Origin of the sequence: Microbacterium sp. 1S1 (genome assembly GCF_008271365.1) — a bacterium.
Lineage (GTDB): Bacteria > Actinomycetota > Actinomycetes > Actinomycetales > Microbacteriaceae > Microbacterium.
In genome coordinates, this window is the sequence record NZ_CP043430.1 from 2,220,962 (window position 1) to 2,236,265 (window position 15,304).

A 15,304-nucleotide genomic window follows, 5' to 3' on the forward strand; every position below is an offset into this window, starting at 1 on the left:
GCCCCTCCTGCCGGCGTGCTGCGCCGGGACCGCGTGACCATGGCGATCACGGCGGCCGTGGATGCGGATGGCGTGACGGTGCTGAGCGCTCCCAGCGGCTACGGGAAGACGACGGCGGTCGCGGCCTGGGCGGCGGCGCGAGAGGATGTCGCCTGGCTGGAGCTGAGCGCCTCCGATGACGACCCCGCCCTGGTGACGTCCGGTGTCGTCGACGCGCTGGCGCTCGCCGCCGACCGCTCGGGCCGTCCCTTCGAGGTCCGGCGCGATCCGGGGGATCCTCGTCGGGCGTACCGGGAGATCTGCACCGCCCTCCACGATGGGGAGCGTCCCGTGTACCTCATCGTCGACGATGCCCATCGTGCCGGCGAGGCCTGGCGCGAGGGATTGCTCGGCATGCTCGCCGAGCAGGCTCCGGAGGGCCTGCGCCTCATCCTCGTCGGGACCACGCTGATCGAGCTGACCCTCTCCCGTCATCGCCTCACGCATCCGGAGTGCTTCGTCGGCATCGAGACTCTCCGGTTCACCAGGCAGGAGATCGAGAGTCTCTCGGCGTCCGCGACGGACCGTCCCGACGCCGCGGCGGTTCTGGAGGAGACGGGAGGGTGGCCGATCGCCGTCCGCCTCCTGCTGATCGGCGGTGCCCTCCCGGTCGCGGGGGCGACGAGCCCCTCGTCCTTCCTCGGCGAGTACGTCCGCGAGCATGTGCTGGACGTGCTGCCCGGCACTCTCGCGTCATTCGTCCTCGACGCCACCGCCTGCGCTGAGCTGAGGCCCGATACCGCCGCTCTCGTGACCGCCAGGGAGGATGCGGCGGAGATGCTCGAGAGCTGCGTCCGGCTCGGCCTGTTCCTGGACCGTTTCGACGGCCCGGACGGCCCGTCGTATCGCTGGCATCCCGCGTTCGCGCGTCGCTGCGCGGACCTTTCCGTCGCCGACGCGGATCGGTACGTCGCCGTGCACCGCCGTGCCGCCCGCGCACTGGAGCGCACCGATCCCATCGCGGCCGTCACGCACGCCCGCCGTGCCGGAGATCGTGCGGAGGCCAGAGAGATCCTGCTCCGCCACTGGCTGGGTCTCGTGGTCGCAGCGTCCGCGAGCGACGTGGAGCGGACCGCGACGATGCTCCTGCGCGACACCCCGGATGATCCGCTCCTGCTCCTCGTCCGCGCCGGTGCCAGCGATGTCCTCGGAGACCACCGCGTGGCCCGCGAGCTGTGCCGACGCGCGGAGGCGATCCTCGACCGGGCGCACGTGCACGCCGAACCGGCCGTGCTGAGCATCGTGCGCCTGCTCCTTGCGGAGTCCTCGGTCGAGAAGGCTGTCTCCGGCCCCGAGATCCAGGCGGTGCTCAACGCTGAGGATCAGGGGATGTACGGGGGACGGGTGGCGCTCAACCATCTGCTCGGATGGGCCGCGCTGCACCATCGCGAAGCCCCCGACATCGCGGTCGAGTACTTCTCCGCGGCGGCGCGGGAAGCGCGGGACGCGGGCGACGCGGAACTGACGACCCGGGCCCTCGGTCACCTCGCGTACGGTCTGGCAACCTCCGGCCGCCTTGCCGAGGCCGACTCCGTGCTGAAGGAGAACGGCCGCGACGCGGACTCCCGGCTCCCGGTCAACACCTTCGCCCGAGGAAGCGGCACGTCCGCCGCAGGATGGGTCGCTTATTGGGGTGGCGATGCCGAGGAGGCGGTGCGGCTCTTCGACGCCGTTCGCGACGTGGCCGGTGCCGGGCGCGGGCTTGCGGGCCATGCACGCATGATGACCGCGTACGCCGCGGCACTGACCGGAGACGTGAGCATGTGCCGCCGGGCGGCGATCGGCGTCCAGGAGCTTCCGATCGAGCCGGTGCAGGGGGTCGCGTGGCCGGCGTTCCGGGAGTCCGCCGTGGCGTTGCTCGAGGAGGCCGTGGGCCGGAGGGAACGCGCACTGCGCATCGCGAGGAAGTACGTGGGCACGGACCTGCCGCTGGTCGGTGTCGCCCTGTCGGGCGTCCTGCGGCGAGCGCAGCAGCACGCGGCGGCTCTGGAGATGCTTCGCGCGATGCGCGCCTCCACAGAGGTGTCCTACGTCAAGGCGGCCACGCTCATCACTGCGGCGGTCCTCCGGCGGGCGTCCGGGCATCACGAGGATGCCCACGAGCTGTGCGAGGCGGCGCTCGCGGTCGCCGCCTCGGAGAACCTCCTCGTGCTCTTCGGCCCGGGCGAGACCGAGGTGCGCCGGCTGGTCAGGGCGCATCTGCACCACGGCACGCAGTTCGAGGACTTCATCGGGCGGTGCCTCACGGTGGACGCGGCGGGGAGCGTGACGGATCGTCTTTCCGAGCGTGAACGCGATGTGTTCCATCAGATGCAGACGGCGCGGACGCTGCCGGAGATCGCCGCGGAGCTGCGTGTCTCGGTGAACACGGTCAAGACGCACCAGCGGGCGATCTACCGGAAGCTCGGAGTGACGTCGCGGCGCGAGGCCGTGCGCGTGACGGTGTGATGCCGGGACCGCATCAGGGAGGCGAGGGCAGGGTGCCGACGAGAGCGACGTTCGCGATCGCGGACGGGATGCTCTGCCTCGCCAGTACCCGGTCGCCCGCCTCCTCGACCTCACGCAGGAAGTGAACGTCCCAGAGCTGCTCGACGAGCACGACCGCGGCCGTCGACCCCAACGGTACCCAGGGAAGGAAGTGGGAGACGTCGTCGAGCGCGATGAGCCCGGGGGCGTAGAGGCGGAGGCCCGCGAGGGTGAAATCCTCGGCGTCGATCTCCGTGATGCGGTGTCCCTCGGCATCGCGGCGCACGACCAGGAAGTCGAGGACCCGAATCCGGCCGGCCTCGACCTGCCGCAGCAGGGGCTCCAGCACGGGCGGCCCCGGGCGTTCGCGGCGCAGCTCGACCAGGACGAACGCGACGTCGCCGAGCGCACGACCCCTCATGTCCACCCCTGTCGGTCTCATCCGTCTCGTTCCCCGATCCTGACAGTCGCGGAAGGAGGGCCAGCTCCTCCGCTCACCCGGTGGGGGTGAGACACCGTATGTACGCGCGATGCGAGGGTGCGATCCTGCTCGCGGACGAAAGGGTGGCGACATGAAGGAATTCCGATTCGGGCCCGCCGAGTTCTATCTCGTGGGCTTCGAGGGCGAACGGCCGGATCCGGCGACGTTCGGCGCGCTGGCCGACCTGGTCTCGCGCGGGGTCGTGCGCGTGCTGGACTTCGTGCTGCTGGCGAAGGCGGCGGACGGCACCATCGACATCCTCGAGATCGAGGAGGGTGACCCGGCCCTGTCGCTCGGGGGGCTAGAGCCGATCGCGGCCGGCCTCGCGAGCGAGGAGGACGTCCTCGCCCTCGCGGAGATCGTGCCGCCCGGACGCTCGGCGGCCGTCGTCGTCCTGGAGCTCGCCTTCGCTCGCATCCTCGCCCAGGACCTCGCCGCCGCGGGAGGGCAGGTACTCCGCAGCGAGCGGGTTCCGGCGCCGGTCGTGAACGCGGTGATGGACATCCTCGATCAGGAAGGTGAGTGACATGCCCTTGAGAAGATTCGGTCGGCCTGGCCTCATCGGTCTCGCCGCGCGCACCGCCGTCGTGGCCGGTACGGCCAGCGCGGTGCAGGGGGCGGCGATGCGGCATCAGGAGCGTCGCGCCCAGAGCGAATACGAGCAGCAACAGTACGAGGCCGCGCAGCAGCAGGCGCAGCTGGACGCCGCAGCGCAAAACGCTGCCGCACAGTACGCACCCGCGCCAGCGGCCGCGCCGGCCGCCGCCGCGGCGGCACAGGGGGACGATCTGATCGCGAAGCTCCAGGAGCTCGGGTCGTTGAAGGCGTCGGGCGTGCTGACGGAGGAGGAGTTCACGGCCGCCAAGCGCAAGCTGCTGAACTGATCGCGACCGAGGCGAGGCACGGATGAGCGAGATCGACGAGCTGCGGGCGCGGCTTCGAGAGCTGGAACAGGAGAACGAGGCGCTGCGACGGCCGAAGCACAGGGTGTCGGGTCGGAGCATCCTCGCCGGGGTCGTCCTGGTGATCGCGGTCCTCCTCGCGCCCATCGCCGCCATGGGGACGTGGGCGCGACTCCAGCTCGTGGACGCCGATCGGTTCGTCGCGACGTTCGGCCCGCTGGCGGAAAATCCGGCCGTTCAGGACTTCGTCGCCGACCAGGTCACCGCCGCCATCGACGAGCAGGTCGACGTGGACGCAGTGGTCGGGGAGTTGTTCGACGGGCTCCGAACCCTCGATCTGCCTCCACGCGCCGAGTCTGCTCTCGGTCTGCTGCAGGCACCTGCCGCCACCGGCCTCTCCTCGCTGATCGACACGGTGGTGCATGACGTGGTGTCCTCGCGGCAGTTCGCGGACATCTGGGCGGAGTCCCTGCGCTTCACCCACGAGCGTGCGGTGGCGATCCTCCAGGACGAACCGGGCACGGCCCTGCAGCTCGGCGCGGACGGAGTGCTCTCCGTCGACCTGGGGGTGGTCGTGGAGCGGGTCAAGGAGGCACTCGCGGAGCGCGGAGCCGGATTCGCCGAGCTGATCCCCGTGATCGACCGCACGATCCCGGTGGTCCAGGCCGATGCGCTCGTGCTCGTGCGCACGGTCTACCAGCTCGCCGTCGCGGCAGGTTTCTGGCTGCCCTGGGTCGTTCTCGGCCTCGTCGTTCTCGGCGTCGTCCTCGCGGTGAACCGACCCCGAGCGCTCCTCTGGACGAGCGCGGGGTTCGCTGTGGTGTTCCTCCTTCTCTCGGCGGGCATCGGGCTGGGGCGCGGATTCTTCGTCGGAGCCGTGAGCCCCTCGATCATGACGGCCGCGGCCGCCGAAGCCCTGTTCGACCAGCTCAAAGCCCTGCTCGGGTCGACCGTCGCGGCGCTGGCGCTGGTCGGCGTGCTGATCGCGGTCTGGGCCTGGCTGGCCGGATCGAGCCGGAGCGCATCGACCGTCCGCGGGCTCACCGAGAGCGGGTTCGCCGCTGTGCGCGGCGCCGCGGAAGCGCGCGGACTCTCCACCGGGCGATTCGGACGCGCGGTCGACCGCTATCGCGGTGCGATCCTCCTCGCCGGGATGGCGATCGGTGTGCTGATTCTGCTGGCGAACCGCCCCGTCACCTTCGGTGCTGTCATCGGCGTCGCGATCGGCGTGCTGGTGCTGACGCTGCTCGTGGAGCTCTTGCGGCGTCCCGCGCCGTCGGCGGACACGGCACACGAGCGGGGGGAAGACGAAAGCGTCGCCGGGGTCACCCTCGCGGGGTGAGGGCGCCCGGCCGCAGTGCCGTCGGCGCGGGAGACTCACCCCGAAGGGGCTGGGCCCCGCCGTGAGCGAAGGAGAGACGATGTCGGAATTCAACTCGGACTTCTCGGGCGAGATCACGCTGGATGTCCGCGACTCCCGTCCGGACTGGGCGCCCTACGAGCTGCGGAAAGCGCCCGACGGGGCGCCGAACGTGCTCGTCGTGCTCTACGACGACACGGGGTTGGCATCGTGGTCGCCCTACGGGGGACGGATCGCGATGCCGACGATGGACCGTCTCGCCGCCGGTGGCCTGACCTATACGCAGTGGCACACGACGGCGCTCTGCTCGCCGACGCGGTCCACGATGCTCACCGGACGCAACCACCACGTCAATCGCGCCGGCGTGATCATGGAGGGCACCAACGGGTTCCCCGGTTTCGCCGGTCGACTCCCCGCGGAGTGTGCCACGATCGGCCAGGTGCTGCAGGAGAACGGGTACAGCACGTTCTGGCTCGGAAAGAACCACAACGTTCCCGAGGAGGACATCGCGCCGGGGGGCAGCCGGTCGACGTGGCCGCTGCAGCTGGGTTTCGACCGGTTCTACGGATTCCTCGGCGGGGAGACGAACAACTGGTACCCCGACCTCGTCGAGGACAACCACTTCATCGAGCAGCCGTACCGCCCGGAGGACGGGTATCACCTCTCCAAGGACCTCGCGGACCAGGCGCTCGCGATGCTCCGCAACCAGCAGGCGTCGAATCCCTCCAAGCCCTGGTACATGTGGTTCTGTCCCGGTGCCAACCACGCCCCGCACCACGCGCCGCAGGAGTACATCGACAAGTACAAGGGGGCCTTCGACGACGGTTACGATGCCTACCGCGAGTGGGTGCTCGCCCGGATGATCGCGAAGGGCATCCTGCCGGAGGGCACGCAGCTGACGCCGTTCAATCCGCTGCCGGAGGACGCCGCGAACCCGGCCGACCACGTGCGCCCCTGGGCGGAGTTGAGCGGCGACGAGCGGAGGCTGTTCGCCCGGATGGCGGAGGTGTTCGCCGGATTCTCGGAGTACACGGACGCCCAGGTGGGCCGGATCGTCGACTACCTCGAGGAGACCGGACAACTCGACAACACAGTCATCTTCTACTGTGCAGACAACGGCGCCTCGGGGGAGGGGTCGCCGGACGGGTCCGTGAATGAGAACAAGTTCTTCAACGGCTACCCCGACGACCTCGCCGAGAACCTCGCGATGATCGACCGGCTCGGCTCGGCGGACACCTACAACCACTATCCGACCGGGTGGGCGGCGGCGTTCTCCACGCCGTTCCAGATGTTCAAGCGATACTCGCAGTACGCAGGGGGCACGTGCGATCCTCTCGTCGTCCACTGGCCGAAGGGCATCGCCGCCAAGGGAGAGCTGCGCCACCAGTACCACCACTCGGTCGATGTGGTGGCTACCGTGCTGGACGTCATCGGTATCGAGATGCCCGAGACCTTCCGCGGGGTCGTGCAACGCCCCCTCGACGGGGTCTCCATGAAGTACTCCTTCGATGCCGCTTCGGACGGGCCGACGGAGAAGAAGGTGCAGTACTACTCCATGCTCGGGACGCGCGGGATCTGGAAGGACGGCTGGAAGGCGGCGGCGGTGCACGCTCCGTTGAGCGGGAAAGGTCACTTCGATGACGACGTCTGGGAGCTCTATCACGTCGCGGAGGACAGGTCCGAGTCGAACGACCTCTCCGGGACCCACCCGGAGAAGCTGCAGGAGCTGATCGCGGCGTGGTTCGCGGAGGCGGAGGCGAACTTCGCGCTCCCGCTGGACGATCGTTCGGCGCGCGAGCTGCTGAACGTCGCCCGCCCGCAGGCGGAGCCGCCTCGCGACCGGTACCTGTACTTCCCGGGGACGGCGGCCGTGCCCGAAAGCGTCGCGGTCAACGTGCGGGGCCGCTCCTACAAGATCATCGCCGACGTGGTCCTCGACGAGGGCGCAGAGGGCGTCATCTTCGCACACGGCTCCCGCTTCGGTGGGCACTCGCTCTTCATCAAGGACAACCGGCTGACGTACGTGTACAACTTCCTCGGCATCCCGCCGGAGCAGACGTTCGCGTCGGACGAGCTCACCCCGGGGCCGCACACTCTGGGCGTGGAGTTCGTCCGGGAGGGAGCCGGTGAGCACGGCGAGTCCCTCGGGACCACCACGCTCTACGTCGACGACCGGGCGGTGGCGTCGGGGCCGATGCGCGCGCAAGTGGGCAAGTTCACGCTCTGCGGTGACGGGCTGTGCGTCGGGTGGGACAGTGCCGATCCGGTGAGCGCGCAATATCGCAACCCGTTCCCGTTCACGGGCGGCAAACTACTGGGCGTGGCGATCGACGTGAGCGCGGAACAGTACCTCGACCTGGAGCTCGAGGCGGCTGCCATGCTGTCGCGCGAGTGAACCACGAGATCGGCGACCATAGCATGTGGGCATGGTGGCGATGAGAGCGATCCCCGGCGGCACCCTCCTCATGGGGTCGGACGAGTTCTACCCGGAGGAGGGACCGGTGCACGAGCGAAGGGTGGAGCCGTTCACGTTGGACGAGCACCCCGTGACCAACCGCCAGTACTCCGCCTTCGTCGAGGACACCGGGTACATCACGATCGCCGAGCGGCCGATGGACCCCGCCGACTACCCGGGCGTGCACCCGGAGGACCTCGTTCCCGGCGCGATGGTGTTCACCCCGACGCGCGGACCGGTCGATCTGCGCGACTGGCGGCAGTGGTGGCGCTGGGAGCCGGGAGCGTCCTGGCGGCACCCCTTCGGGCCGTCATCGTCGATCGAGGACCGCCTCGACCATCCGGTCGTGCAGATCGCCTTCCCTGACGCCGCTGCGTACGCGGCCTGGGCCGGCAAGCGGCTGCCCACCGAAGCGGAATGGGAGTGGGCGGCGCGGGGCGGCCTCGTCGGCGCTCGGTTCGCGTGGGGCGAGGAGACGAAGCCGGACGGCGCCCTCATGGCCGACACCTGGCAAGGTGCCTTCCCGTACCGGAACGACGGCGCCGGTGGCTGGGTCGGCACGGCCCCGGTCGGGTCGTTCCCCGCCAACGGTTACGGCCTGCGCGACATGATCGGGAACGTGTGGGAGTGGACGGCGGACTACTGGACACACCGGCACGTTCCTCCCGGGACCGTGGGGGTGGACGCGGGCCAGCGCGCGAGCTTGTTGTCCTCCGAGCCGGGGTCGCCCATCCCACGCCGAGTCCTCAAGGGCGGCTCTCACCTCTGCGCACCGGAGTACTGCCTGCGGTACCGGCCGGCGGCGCGATCGGCTCAGGCCGAGGACACCGCCATGACGCACATCGGGTTCCGCTGCGCCCTGTGATCGCCCGATGCTCTCCGCCTCAGGCGGGAGGGGGGAACACCGACGCCCAGTCGTCCCTGACGCTCACCACGGTGTAGCCCCGGTCGACTGCGGATTCCAGCGCCTGCTCGGCGCCCGTGTCGTAGGGCGTGTCCCCGCGTCCGGCGTCATCGTGATGGATGAGCAGCGCGAGTCCGGGGCGGGGGCCGCGCCGCGCGAAGTCGAGCATCGGGATGTCGCCATTCGAATTGCCGGCCGCGAGCAGGGGGCGTCGGCCGACCCGGCTCCAGATTCGCACCGGCTTCTCGGGGCCGTCGTCGAAGAACGCCAGGGCCGAGGAGTAGTGGACGTCGGCATCCCTCTCGTCATAGGTGAGGCCCAGCGCCGAACCGATCACGCGCTCGGGAGGGATGCCGTAGTTCGCCTGCGTCATCGGCCGCATGAAGTCGCGCTCGCCGCCTGACACGATGTAGCAGGTGAAGCCGTGGCCTTCGAGGTAGCGAAGGAGCTCGACCATCGGCCGGTACACCGCGTCCGCGTAGGGGCGTCCGAGGAGCGGATGCTGGGCGGTGCGATAGAACTCCGTCACCGACCGCGCGTACTCTTCCACGCTGACGCCGTCGGTGAGCCCGACGAGCGCCTGGAGGACGACGCCGAGGTCGGAGTCGTCGCCGGCGTAGTGCTTGTCGATCGCGGCTCCGAGCCAGGCGAGGTCGCCCGTGACCGCGGCGCGGTAGGGCTGCGCGTCGGCAAGGGAGGGATCTCGGATGGCCGCCTCCCGCCAGCGCTCCACCACGTAGTGGAGCTGGGTAGGCATGGGCTTCTCCGACCAGAGCGTGCCGTCGTTGTCGAAGACGGCGATGCGCTCAGCGACCGGGACCGCACGGGGCCCGGCGGTCACGGAGGCGACGAACGACTCGAGGGCGCGACGTGTGGCGGTGTCACGCCACGACGGCAGGGAGGCAGTGTCCATGCGCGGATCCTCGCAGTTCGAGGGTCGGTGTACCATCCCGTGCTCACCCGCGGTGGGGGAGCCCCGGCGCCGGTGGAGGGTGCGGGAATACCTACGCAGGGTATAGAGTTGGCCTGAGGTAGTACCCCAGGGGGGTATGCCGAAGGAAAGGAAGAACCATGAGCACGAGCGAGTACCAGGTCACCGGAATGAGCTGCGGTCACTGCGAAGTCGCGATTCGCGAGGAAGTGTCCCGGATTCCCGGCGTCGACGGCATCGATGTCAGCGCGCAGAGCGGGAAACTCGTCGTGCGCAGCACGGGACCCGTCGACGACGCCGCCGTCCTCGCCGCCGTGGACGAGGCCGGTTACCAGGCCGCCCGGTCCTGACGGGAGGACACCATGACGGACACATCGTCACTGACCGATCCGACGAGCGTGGAACTCGAGATCGGCGGCATGACCTGCGCCTCGTGTGCCATGCGGATCGAGAAGAAGCTCAATCGTCTCGACGGTGTCACCGCGACCGTGAACTACGCCACCGAAAAGGCCAAGGTCACCGCGCCCGCGGGCTTCGACCCGGCCGTCCTCATCGCCGAGGTGGAGAAGACCGGGTACACCGCGGCGATGCCGGCTCCCGCCGAGCCCGTCCGTCCGGAGCCCGGCGGGGAGGCGCCGGACGTGGAGCTCGCGTCGGTGCGCCAGCGGCTCATCGTCTCCGCCGTGCTGACGGTGCCCGTCATCGCGATGGCGATGATCCCGGCCCTGCAGTTCACGTACTGGCAGTGGCTGTCGCTGGCGCTCGCCGGGCCGGTCATCGTGTGGGGAGCCTGGCCCTTCCACCAGGCGGCGTGGACCAATCTCCGCCACGGCGCCGCCACGATGGACACGCTCATCTCGATGGGCACGATCGCCGCGCTCCTGTGGTCGCTGTACGCCCTGTTCTTCGGCACAGCCGGCATGCCGGGCATGACGCACCCGTTCGAGTTGACCATCGCGCCCAGTCACGGCGCCGGGAACATCTACCTCGAGGTCGGAGCCGGGGTGACCACGTTCATCCTCGCCGGCCGCTACTTCGAGAAGCGCTCGAAGCGTCAGGCCGGGGCGGCGTTGCGCGCACTCCTGGAGCTCGGCGCGAAAGAGGTGGCGGTGCGCCGCGACGGCGTGGAAACACGTATCCCGATCGGCGAGCTGCAGGCAGGGGACGAGTTCGTCGTGCGCCCCGGGGAGAAGATCGCCACCGACGGCGTGGTCGTCTCCGGCACGTCGGCCGTCGACGTCTCGATGCTGACCGGCGAGTCCGTCCCCGTGGAGGTCCGAGAGGGTGATGCCGTGACCGGCGCCACCGTGAACGCGGGCGGACGGCTCGTCGTCCGCGCGACCCGCGTCGGCGCCGATACGCAGCTCGCGCAGATGGCGCGACTCGTGGAGGACGCACAGACGGGGAAGGCCGAGGTGCAGCGGCTCGCCGACCGCGTGTCCGGCATCTTCGTCCCGATCGTCATCGTCGTCGCGCTGGGAACCCTCGCTGCGTGGCTGTTGACCGGCTTCCCCGCGTCCGCGGCCTTCACCGCCGCCGTCGCGGTGCTGATCATCGCCTGCCCCTGCGCGCTCGGCCTGGCGACCCCGACCGCCCTTCTCGTCGGAACGGGACGTGGCGCGCAACTGGGCATCCTCATCAAGGGGCCGGAGGTTCTCGAATCGACGAGGAAGGTGGACACCGTCCTGCTCGACAAGACGGGAACCGTCACCTCCGGCCGCATGACGCTCACCGCTGTGCACACCGATGAGGGGGTCGAGCGCGCGGAGCTGCTCCGCCTGGCGGGTGCCCTAGAAGACGCATCGGAGCACCCGATCGCGCAGGCCGTGGCCGCGGCGGCGACCCGCGAGCTCGGCTCCCTGCCGCGCGTCGAGGGCTTCGCGAACGTGGAGGGCAAGGGCGTGCAGGGAGTCGTCGACGGTCGCGCGGTGGTCGTCGGTCGTTCCTCCCTGCTCGCTGACTGGTCACAGCAGCTCACCCCGGCGCTGAGCGCCGCGAAGGCCGAGGCGGAAGCACAGGGCAAGACCGCGATCGCGGTGGGCTGGGACGGCCGGGCGCGCGGTGTGCTCGTCGTCGCCGACACGGTGAAGCCCACCAGTGCGGAGGCGGTGGCGCAGCTCAGGGAGTTGGGCCTCACGCCGGTCCTCCTCACGGGCGACAACAGTGCCGTGGCGGAGCAGATCGCGCGCGAGGTGGGGATCGGCGAGGTCATCGCGGAAGTCCTGCCCCGAGACAAGGTCGATGTGGTGCGCCGACTCCAGGGAGAGGGCAAGGTCGTCGCCATGGTCGGAGACGGCGTCAACGATGCCGCGGCACTCGCGCAGGCCGACCTCGGCCTAGCGATGGGGACGGGCACCGACGCGGCGATCGAGGCGAGCGACATCACGCTCGTCCGCGGCGATCTGCGCAGCGCGGCCGACGCCATCCGGCTCTCCCGACGCACGCTGAGGACGATCAAGGGCAACCTGTTCTGGGCATTCGCCTACAACGTCGCGGCGATCCCGCTCGCGGCCCTCGGGCTGCTCAACCCCATGCTCGCCGGCGCGGCGATGGCCTTCTCGAGCGTCTTCGTCGTCGGCAACAGCCTCCGCCTGCGGTCCTTCCGCAGCACGGCGGGGGACACCCCGTGAACGAACGAAAGAGGAGCATCGACATGTCCGATTCCCCCGCAGGATCCTGCTGCAGCGTGCCGCGTCAGAGCGGCGTCGCCGCCGAGGGGCGCACCGACCTGCTCGCGCCCCCCGCCGAAGGCATGGCTGAATGCCCCGTCATGACCGGCACCCCGGTCGTGATCGCCACGGCCGAGGCAGCGGGCCTGTACCGCGATTACGAGGGCACGCGCTACTACTTCTGCTGCGCGGGCTGCGGACCGGCGTTCGACGCCGATCCGGCGAAGTACACGAAGGCGGCCTGACCCCCGTGCGGGGCCGGGACAGAACCGGCCCCGCACGTCATCATCGACGTTGGAGGGAACCCATGAGCACCCCGCACCACCATTCCGACCACACCGCCCACGGCCCGTCCGCGGCGGACACGGCCGACACCCACGCGAGTCACGCCGCGCCTGCCGCGCAGAGCGGTCATACGGACCACGCCGCTCACGCAGAGCACGCCGCTCACGCAGAGCACGGCCATCACAGCAGCCATGCGGGACACGGCGGTCACGCGGGGCACGGCGGCCATGCCGGACACGGCGACCATGTCGCCCAGTTCCGGCGTCTGTTCTGGATCATGCTCGTCCTCGCGGTCCCCACCGTGCTGCTCTCCGGCATGTTCGCGATGATCCTCGGCTACCGGCTTCCCGACATCCCTGGCCTGACCTGGGTGTCGCCCGTCCTCGGCACCGTCATGTACGTGTGGGGAGGCAAGCCGTTCCTCGTCGGCGCGCTCAGCGAGATCCGCGCCCGCAAGCCAGGGATGATGCTGCTCATCGGCCTCGCGATCACCGTGGCGTTCGTCGCCTCGTGGGGAGCCAGCCTCGGCCTTCTGCACCATGAGCTCGATTTCTGGTGGGAGCTCGCATTGCTGATCGTCATCATGCTGCTTGGTCATTGGATCGAGATGCGGTCGCTCGCACAGACCACCTCCGCGCTCGACTCACTGGCCGCCCTGCTGCCGGACGAGGCCGAGCGCATCGAGGGCGATCGGGTCGTCCTGGTCTCGCCCTCGGAGCTTCACGTGGGCGACATCGTGGTGGTGCGCCCCGGCGGCAGCATCCCCGCCGACGGCCGCATCGTCGACGGCCGCGCTTCGATGGACGAGTCCATGGTGACGGGGGAGTCCCGGACCGTCACCCGTGCGACCGGAGACCCCGTGACGGCAGGCACCGTTGCCACCGACTCCGGGCTGCGCGTCGAGATCACCGCGACCGGAGACGACACGACGCTCGCGGGGATCCAGCGGCTCGTGACGGAGGCGCAGAACTCCTCCTCGCGCGCGCAGCGCCTCGCCGACACCGCTGCGGGCTGGCTGTTCTGGTTCGCGCTCGGCGCCGCCGTGATCACTGCGGTGGTCTGGAGCGCCGTCGGTCTGGCGGACGACGCCGTAATCCGCACGATCACCGTCCTCGTGATCGCCTGCCCGCACGCGTTGGGGCTCGCGATCCCGCTCGTCGTGTCGATCGCGACCGAGCGCGCGGCCCGCGGCGGCGTCCTCGTGAAGGATCGGCTCGCGCTGGAGAGCATGCGCACCGTCGACACCGTGCTGTTCGACAAGACGGGCACCCTGACCAAGGGCGAGCCCGTCGTGTCCGAGGTCGCAGTGGCCGCTGAGAGCACAGCCGACGAGGTTCTGGCGCTTGCCGCAGCGGCCGAGGCCGACAGCGAGCACCCGCTGGCGAAGGCGATCGTGCGTGCCGCCCGCGACAAGGAGCTCCGGGTGCCTGCCAGCCGCGACTTCTCGTCCTCCCCGGCGGTCGGCGTCACAGCCACCGTCGACGGTGCCACGATCCGGGTCGGCGGCCCGCACCTCCTGAGCGAGGAGGGGGTGCAGGAGCTTCCCGTCGCCGATCGCTGGCGTGCAGACGGGGCGATCATCCTGCACGTGCTGCGCCACGGTCGGGTCGTCGGCGCGCTCAAGCTCGCCGACGAGGTCCGGGCCGAGTCGAGGGAGGCGGTCGATGCACTCCACGCTCTCGGCGTGCAGGTCGTGATGATCACGGGAGATGCCGAGGCCGTCGCGCACACCGTCGCGGAGGATCTCGGCATCGATCGCGTGTTCGCCGGCGTCCGGCCGGAGGACAAGGCGGCGAAGGTGCAGGAGTTGCAGCGCGAGGGTCGCAAGGTCGCCATGGTGGGCGACGGTGTGAACGATGCGCCCGCCCTCGCCCAGGCCGACGTGGGGCTCGCGATCGGCGCGGGAACCGACGTGGCGATCGCGTCCGCGGGGGTCATCCTCGCGGGCGACGACCCCCGTGCCGTGCTGTCCGTCATCGAGTTGTCCGGCGCCTCCTACCGGAAGATGAAGCAGAACCTCTGGTGGGCGGCGGGGTACAACCTGCTGTCCGTCCCACTCGCCGCCGGCGTGCTGGCTCCGATCGGGTTCGTGCTGCCGATGTCGGTGGGGGCGGTGCTGATGTCGCTGTCCACGATCGTCGTGGCGCTCAACGCGCAGCTGCTGCGGCGGCTCGACCTCCGTCCCGAGGTCGTCACCGCAGGCATCCTGCAGCGCTGAGCGCCACCACGTCGTCTTGGTCCCGGCTCAGCGTCGGCGCCCGAGACGACGAAGCTCGCGGACGCCCAGGACCACCGTCAGCACCCAGGGACCCACGACGATGATGGGGTCGAGCCAGGTGTGCCGGAGGTCGATGCGGCCACGTCCGAACCGTGAGGCGAGCGGACGGTGACGCGGCTCCGCGAGGACGCCGGTCTGGGTGATCGGGTCGTCCGGTCGCCGGGTGAGCAGCGAGCGGGCATGCGCTGTGACGGCGTCGACGCGGTCGCCCAGGACCAGCAGGAGCCAGCGGGTGTTCTTCGTCTCGCTGAACCGATCGTAGGCCACGCGCCGGATGGCTCCGGACAGGCCGTGCAGCGGCTGCGCGGTACCCCAGACCGGGGGGAGCATGCCGTGCTCGATCGAGCGTTCGCGACCGCGGTCGGGGCCCTGGCGTTCCGGGAGGTCCCAGTGCGCACCGGTGTCGCCGATGTCCTCTCGTTCCTGCCACGTGCGGCGATGCTCCGGCGCGAGATCCGCGCCCCAGCCCGGGATGCGGGAGCGTAGTTTGTCCGGGGTCGGCGCCGGGACGGGCCGGGATCCTTCGTACGGCAT

13 protein-coding genes are annotated in these 15,304 nt (G+C 70.4%); 10 read left to right on the plus strand and 3 right to left on the minus strand.

Annotated features, from left to right (window positions below; all coding sequences use genetic code 11):
• The first annotated feature begins 15 nt into the window (after window positions 1-15).
• The gene (locus FY549_RS10715; protein WP_259614018.1) at window positions 16-2,487 is read left to right on the plus strand and encodes a LuxR C-terminal-related transcriptional regulator; all 2,472 of its coding nucleotides are present in this window, start codon (window positions 16-18) and stop codon (window positions 2,485-2,487) included.
• A gap of 13 nt (window positions 2,488-2,500) precedes the next feature.
• Here FY549_RS10715 and FY549_RS10720 read toward each other — a convergent pair whose 3' ends face one another.
• Complete coding sequence (locus FY549_RS10720; RefSeq protein WP_149085001.1) at window positions 2,501-2,926, minus strand: DUF6325 family protein; 426 nt, start codon at window positions 2,924-2,926, stop codon at window positions 2,501-2,503.
• A gap of 151 nt (window positions 2,927-3,077) precedes the next feature.
• On the opposite strand from FY549_RS10720, the gene FY549_RS10725 reads away from it, so the two are divergent.
• The 5 genes from FY549_RS10725 (at window position 3,078) to FY549_RS10745 (ending at window position 8,568) form a co-directional block, all read left to right on the plus strand.
• Window positions 3,078-3,512, plus strand: coding sequence for a DUF6325 family protein (locus FY549_RS10725; RefSeq protein ID WP_149085002.1), 435 nt, complete (start codon window positions 3,078-3,080; stop codon window positions 3,510-3,512).
• Window position 3,513: 1 nt separating this feature from the next.
• Window positions 3,514-3,870 carry an SHOCT domain-containing protein gene (locus FY549_RS10730; protein ID WP_149085003.1) on the plus strand — a complete coding sequence of 119 codons (357 nt, stop codon included), beginning with the start codon at window positions 3,514-3,516 and terminating at the stop codon, window positions 3,868-3,870.
• A 22-nt stretch (window positions 3,871-3,892) separates the two neighbouring features.
• Complete coding sequence (locus FY549_RS10735) at window positions 3,893-5,230, plus strand: hypothetical protein (protein WP_149085004.1); 1,338 nt, start codon at window positions 3,893-3,895, stop codon at window positions 5,228-5,230.
• A 79-nt stretch (window positions 5,231-5,309) separates the two neighbouring features.
• Window positions 5,310-7,643 (plus strand): arylsulfatase, encoded by a 2,334-nt coding sequence (locus tag FY549_RS10740; protein ID WP_149085005.1) that lies wholly within the window; start codon window positions 5,310-5,312, stop codon window positions 7,641-7,643.
• A gap of 31 nt (window positions 7,644-7,674) precedes the next feature.
• Window positions 7,675-8,568 carry a formylglycine-generating enzyme family protein gene (locus FY549_RS10745; protein WP_149085006.1) on the plus strand — a complete coding sequence of 298 codons (894 nt, stop codon included), beginning with the start codon at window positions 7,675-7,677 and terminating at the stop codon, window positions 8,566-8,568.
• Between the two features lie 19 nt (window positions 8,569-8,587).
• Here FY549_RS10745 and FY549_RS10750 read toward each other — a convergent pair whose 3' ends face one another.
• A complete protein-coding gene (locus FY549_RS10750; RefSeq protein ID WP_149085007.1) occupies window positions 8,588-9,520 on the minus strand; it encodes an HAD family hydrolase in 933 nt (310 codons plus the stop codon).
• Window positions 9,521-9,678: 158 nt separating this feature from the next.
• Here FY549_RS10750 and FY549_RS10755 point away from each other — a divergent pair, with 158 nt between their 5' ends.
• The 4 genes from FY549_RS10755 (at window position 9,679) to FY549_RS10770 (ending at window position 14,710) form a co-directional block, all read left to right on the plus strand.
• Window positions 9,679-9,888, plus strand: coding sequence for a heavy-metal-associated domain-containing protein (locus tag FY549_RS10755; RefSeq protein WP_149085008.1), 210 nt, complete (start codon window positions 9,679-9,681; stop codon window positions 9,886-9,888).
• 12 nt (window positions 9,889-9,900) lie between these two features.
• A complete protein-coding gene (locus FY549_RS10760; protein WP_149085009.1) occupies window positions 9,901-12,168 on the plus strand; it encodes a heavy metal translocating P-type ATPase in 2,268 nt (755 codons plus the stop codon).
• Between the two features lie 23 nt (window positions 12,169-12,191).
• Window positions 12,192-12,452 carry a YHS domain-containing protein gene (locus FY549_RS10765; RefSeq protein ID WP_149085010.1) on the plus strand — a complete coding sequence of 87 codons (261 nt, stop codon included), beginning with the start codon at window positions 12,192-12,194 and terminating at the stop codon, window positions 12,450-12,452.
• A 62-nt stretch (window positions 12,453-12,514) separates the two neighbouring features.
• Window positions 12,515-14,710 carry a heavy metal translocating P-type ATPase gene (locus FY549_RS10770; RefSeq protein WP_149085011.1) on the plus strand — a complete coding sequence of 732 codons (2,196 nt, stop codon included), beginning with the start codon at window positions 12,515-12,517 and terminating at the stop codon, window positions 14,708-14,710.
• 27 nt (window positions 14,711-14,737) lie between these two features.
• Here FY549_RS10770 and FY549_RS10775 read toward each other — a convergent pair whose 3' ends face one another.
• Window positions 14,738-15,304 carry a hypothetical protein gene (locus tag FY549_RS10775; RefSeq protein ID WP_149085012.1) on the minus strand — a complete coding sequence of 189 codons (567 nt, stop codon included), beginning with the start codon at window positions 15,302-15,304 and terminating at the stop codon, window positions 14,738-14,740.

Bases quoted from the DNA above. Each gene is read 5' to 3' on its own strand.
- FY549_RS10720 (WP_149085001.1), bottom strand. From the start codon at position 2,926: ATGAGGGGTCGTGCGCTCGGCGACGTCGCGTTCGTCCTGGTCGAGCTG.
- FY549_RS10725 (WP_149085002.1), top strand. From the start codon at position 3,078: ATGAAGGAATTCCGATTCGGGCCCGCCGAGTTCTATCTCGTGGGCTTC.
- FY549_RS10730 (WP_149085003.1), top strand. From the start codon at position 3,514: ATGCCCTTGAGAAGATTCGGTCGGCCTGGCCTCATCGGTCTCGCCGCG.
- FY549_RS10735 (WP_149085004.1), top strand. From the start codon at position 3,893: ATGAGCGAGATCGACGAGCTGCGGGCGCGGCTTCGAGAGCTGGAACAG.
- FY549_RS10740 (WP_149085005.1), top strand. From the start codon at position 5,310: ATGTCGGAATTCAACTCGGACTTCTCGGGCGAGATCACGCTGGATGTC.
- FY549_RS10745 (WP_149085006.1), top strand. From the start codon at position 7,675: ATGGTGGCGATGAGAGCGATCCCCGGCGGCACCCTCCTCATGGGGTCG.
- FY549_RS10750 (WP_149085007.1), bottom strand. From the start codon at position 9,520: ATGGACACTGCCTCCCTGCCGTCGTGGCGTGACACCGCCACACGTCGC.
- FY549_RS10755 (WP_149085008.1), top strand. From the start codon at position 9,679: ATGAGCACGAGCGAGTACCAGGTCACCGGAATGAGCTGCGGTCACTGC.
- FY549_RS10760 (WP_149085009.1), top strand. From the start codon at position 9,901: ATGACGGACACATCGTCACTGACCGATCCGACGAGCGTGGAACTCGAG.
- FY549_RS10765 (WP_149085010.1), top strand. From the start codon at position 12,192: ATGTCCGATTCCCCCGCAGGATCCTGCTGCAGCGTGCCGCGTCAGAGC.
- FY549_RS10770 (WP_149085011.1), top strand. From the start codon at position 12,515: ATGAGCACCCCGCACCACCATTCCGACCACACCGCCCACGGCCCGTCC.
- FY549_RS10775 (WP_149085012.1), bottom strand. From the start codon at position 15,304: ATGCCGTACGAAGGATCCCGGCCCGTCCCGGCGCCGACCCCGGACAAA.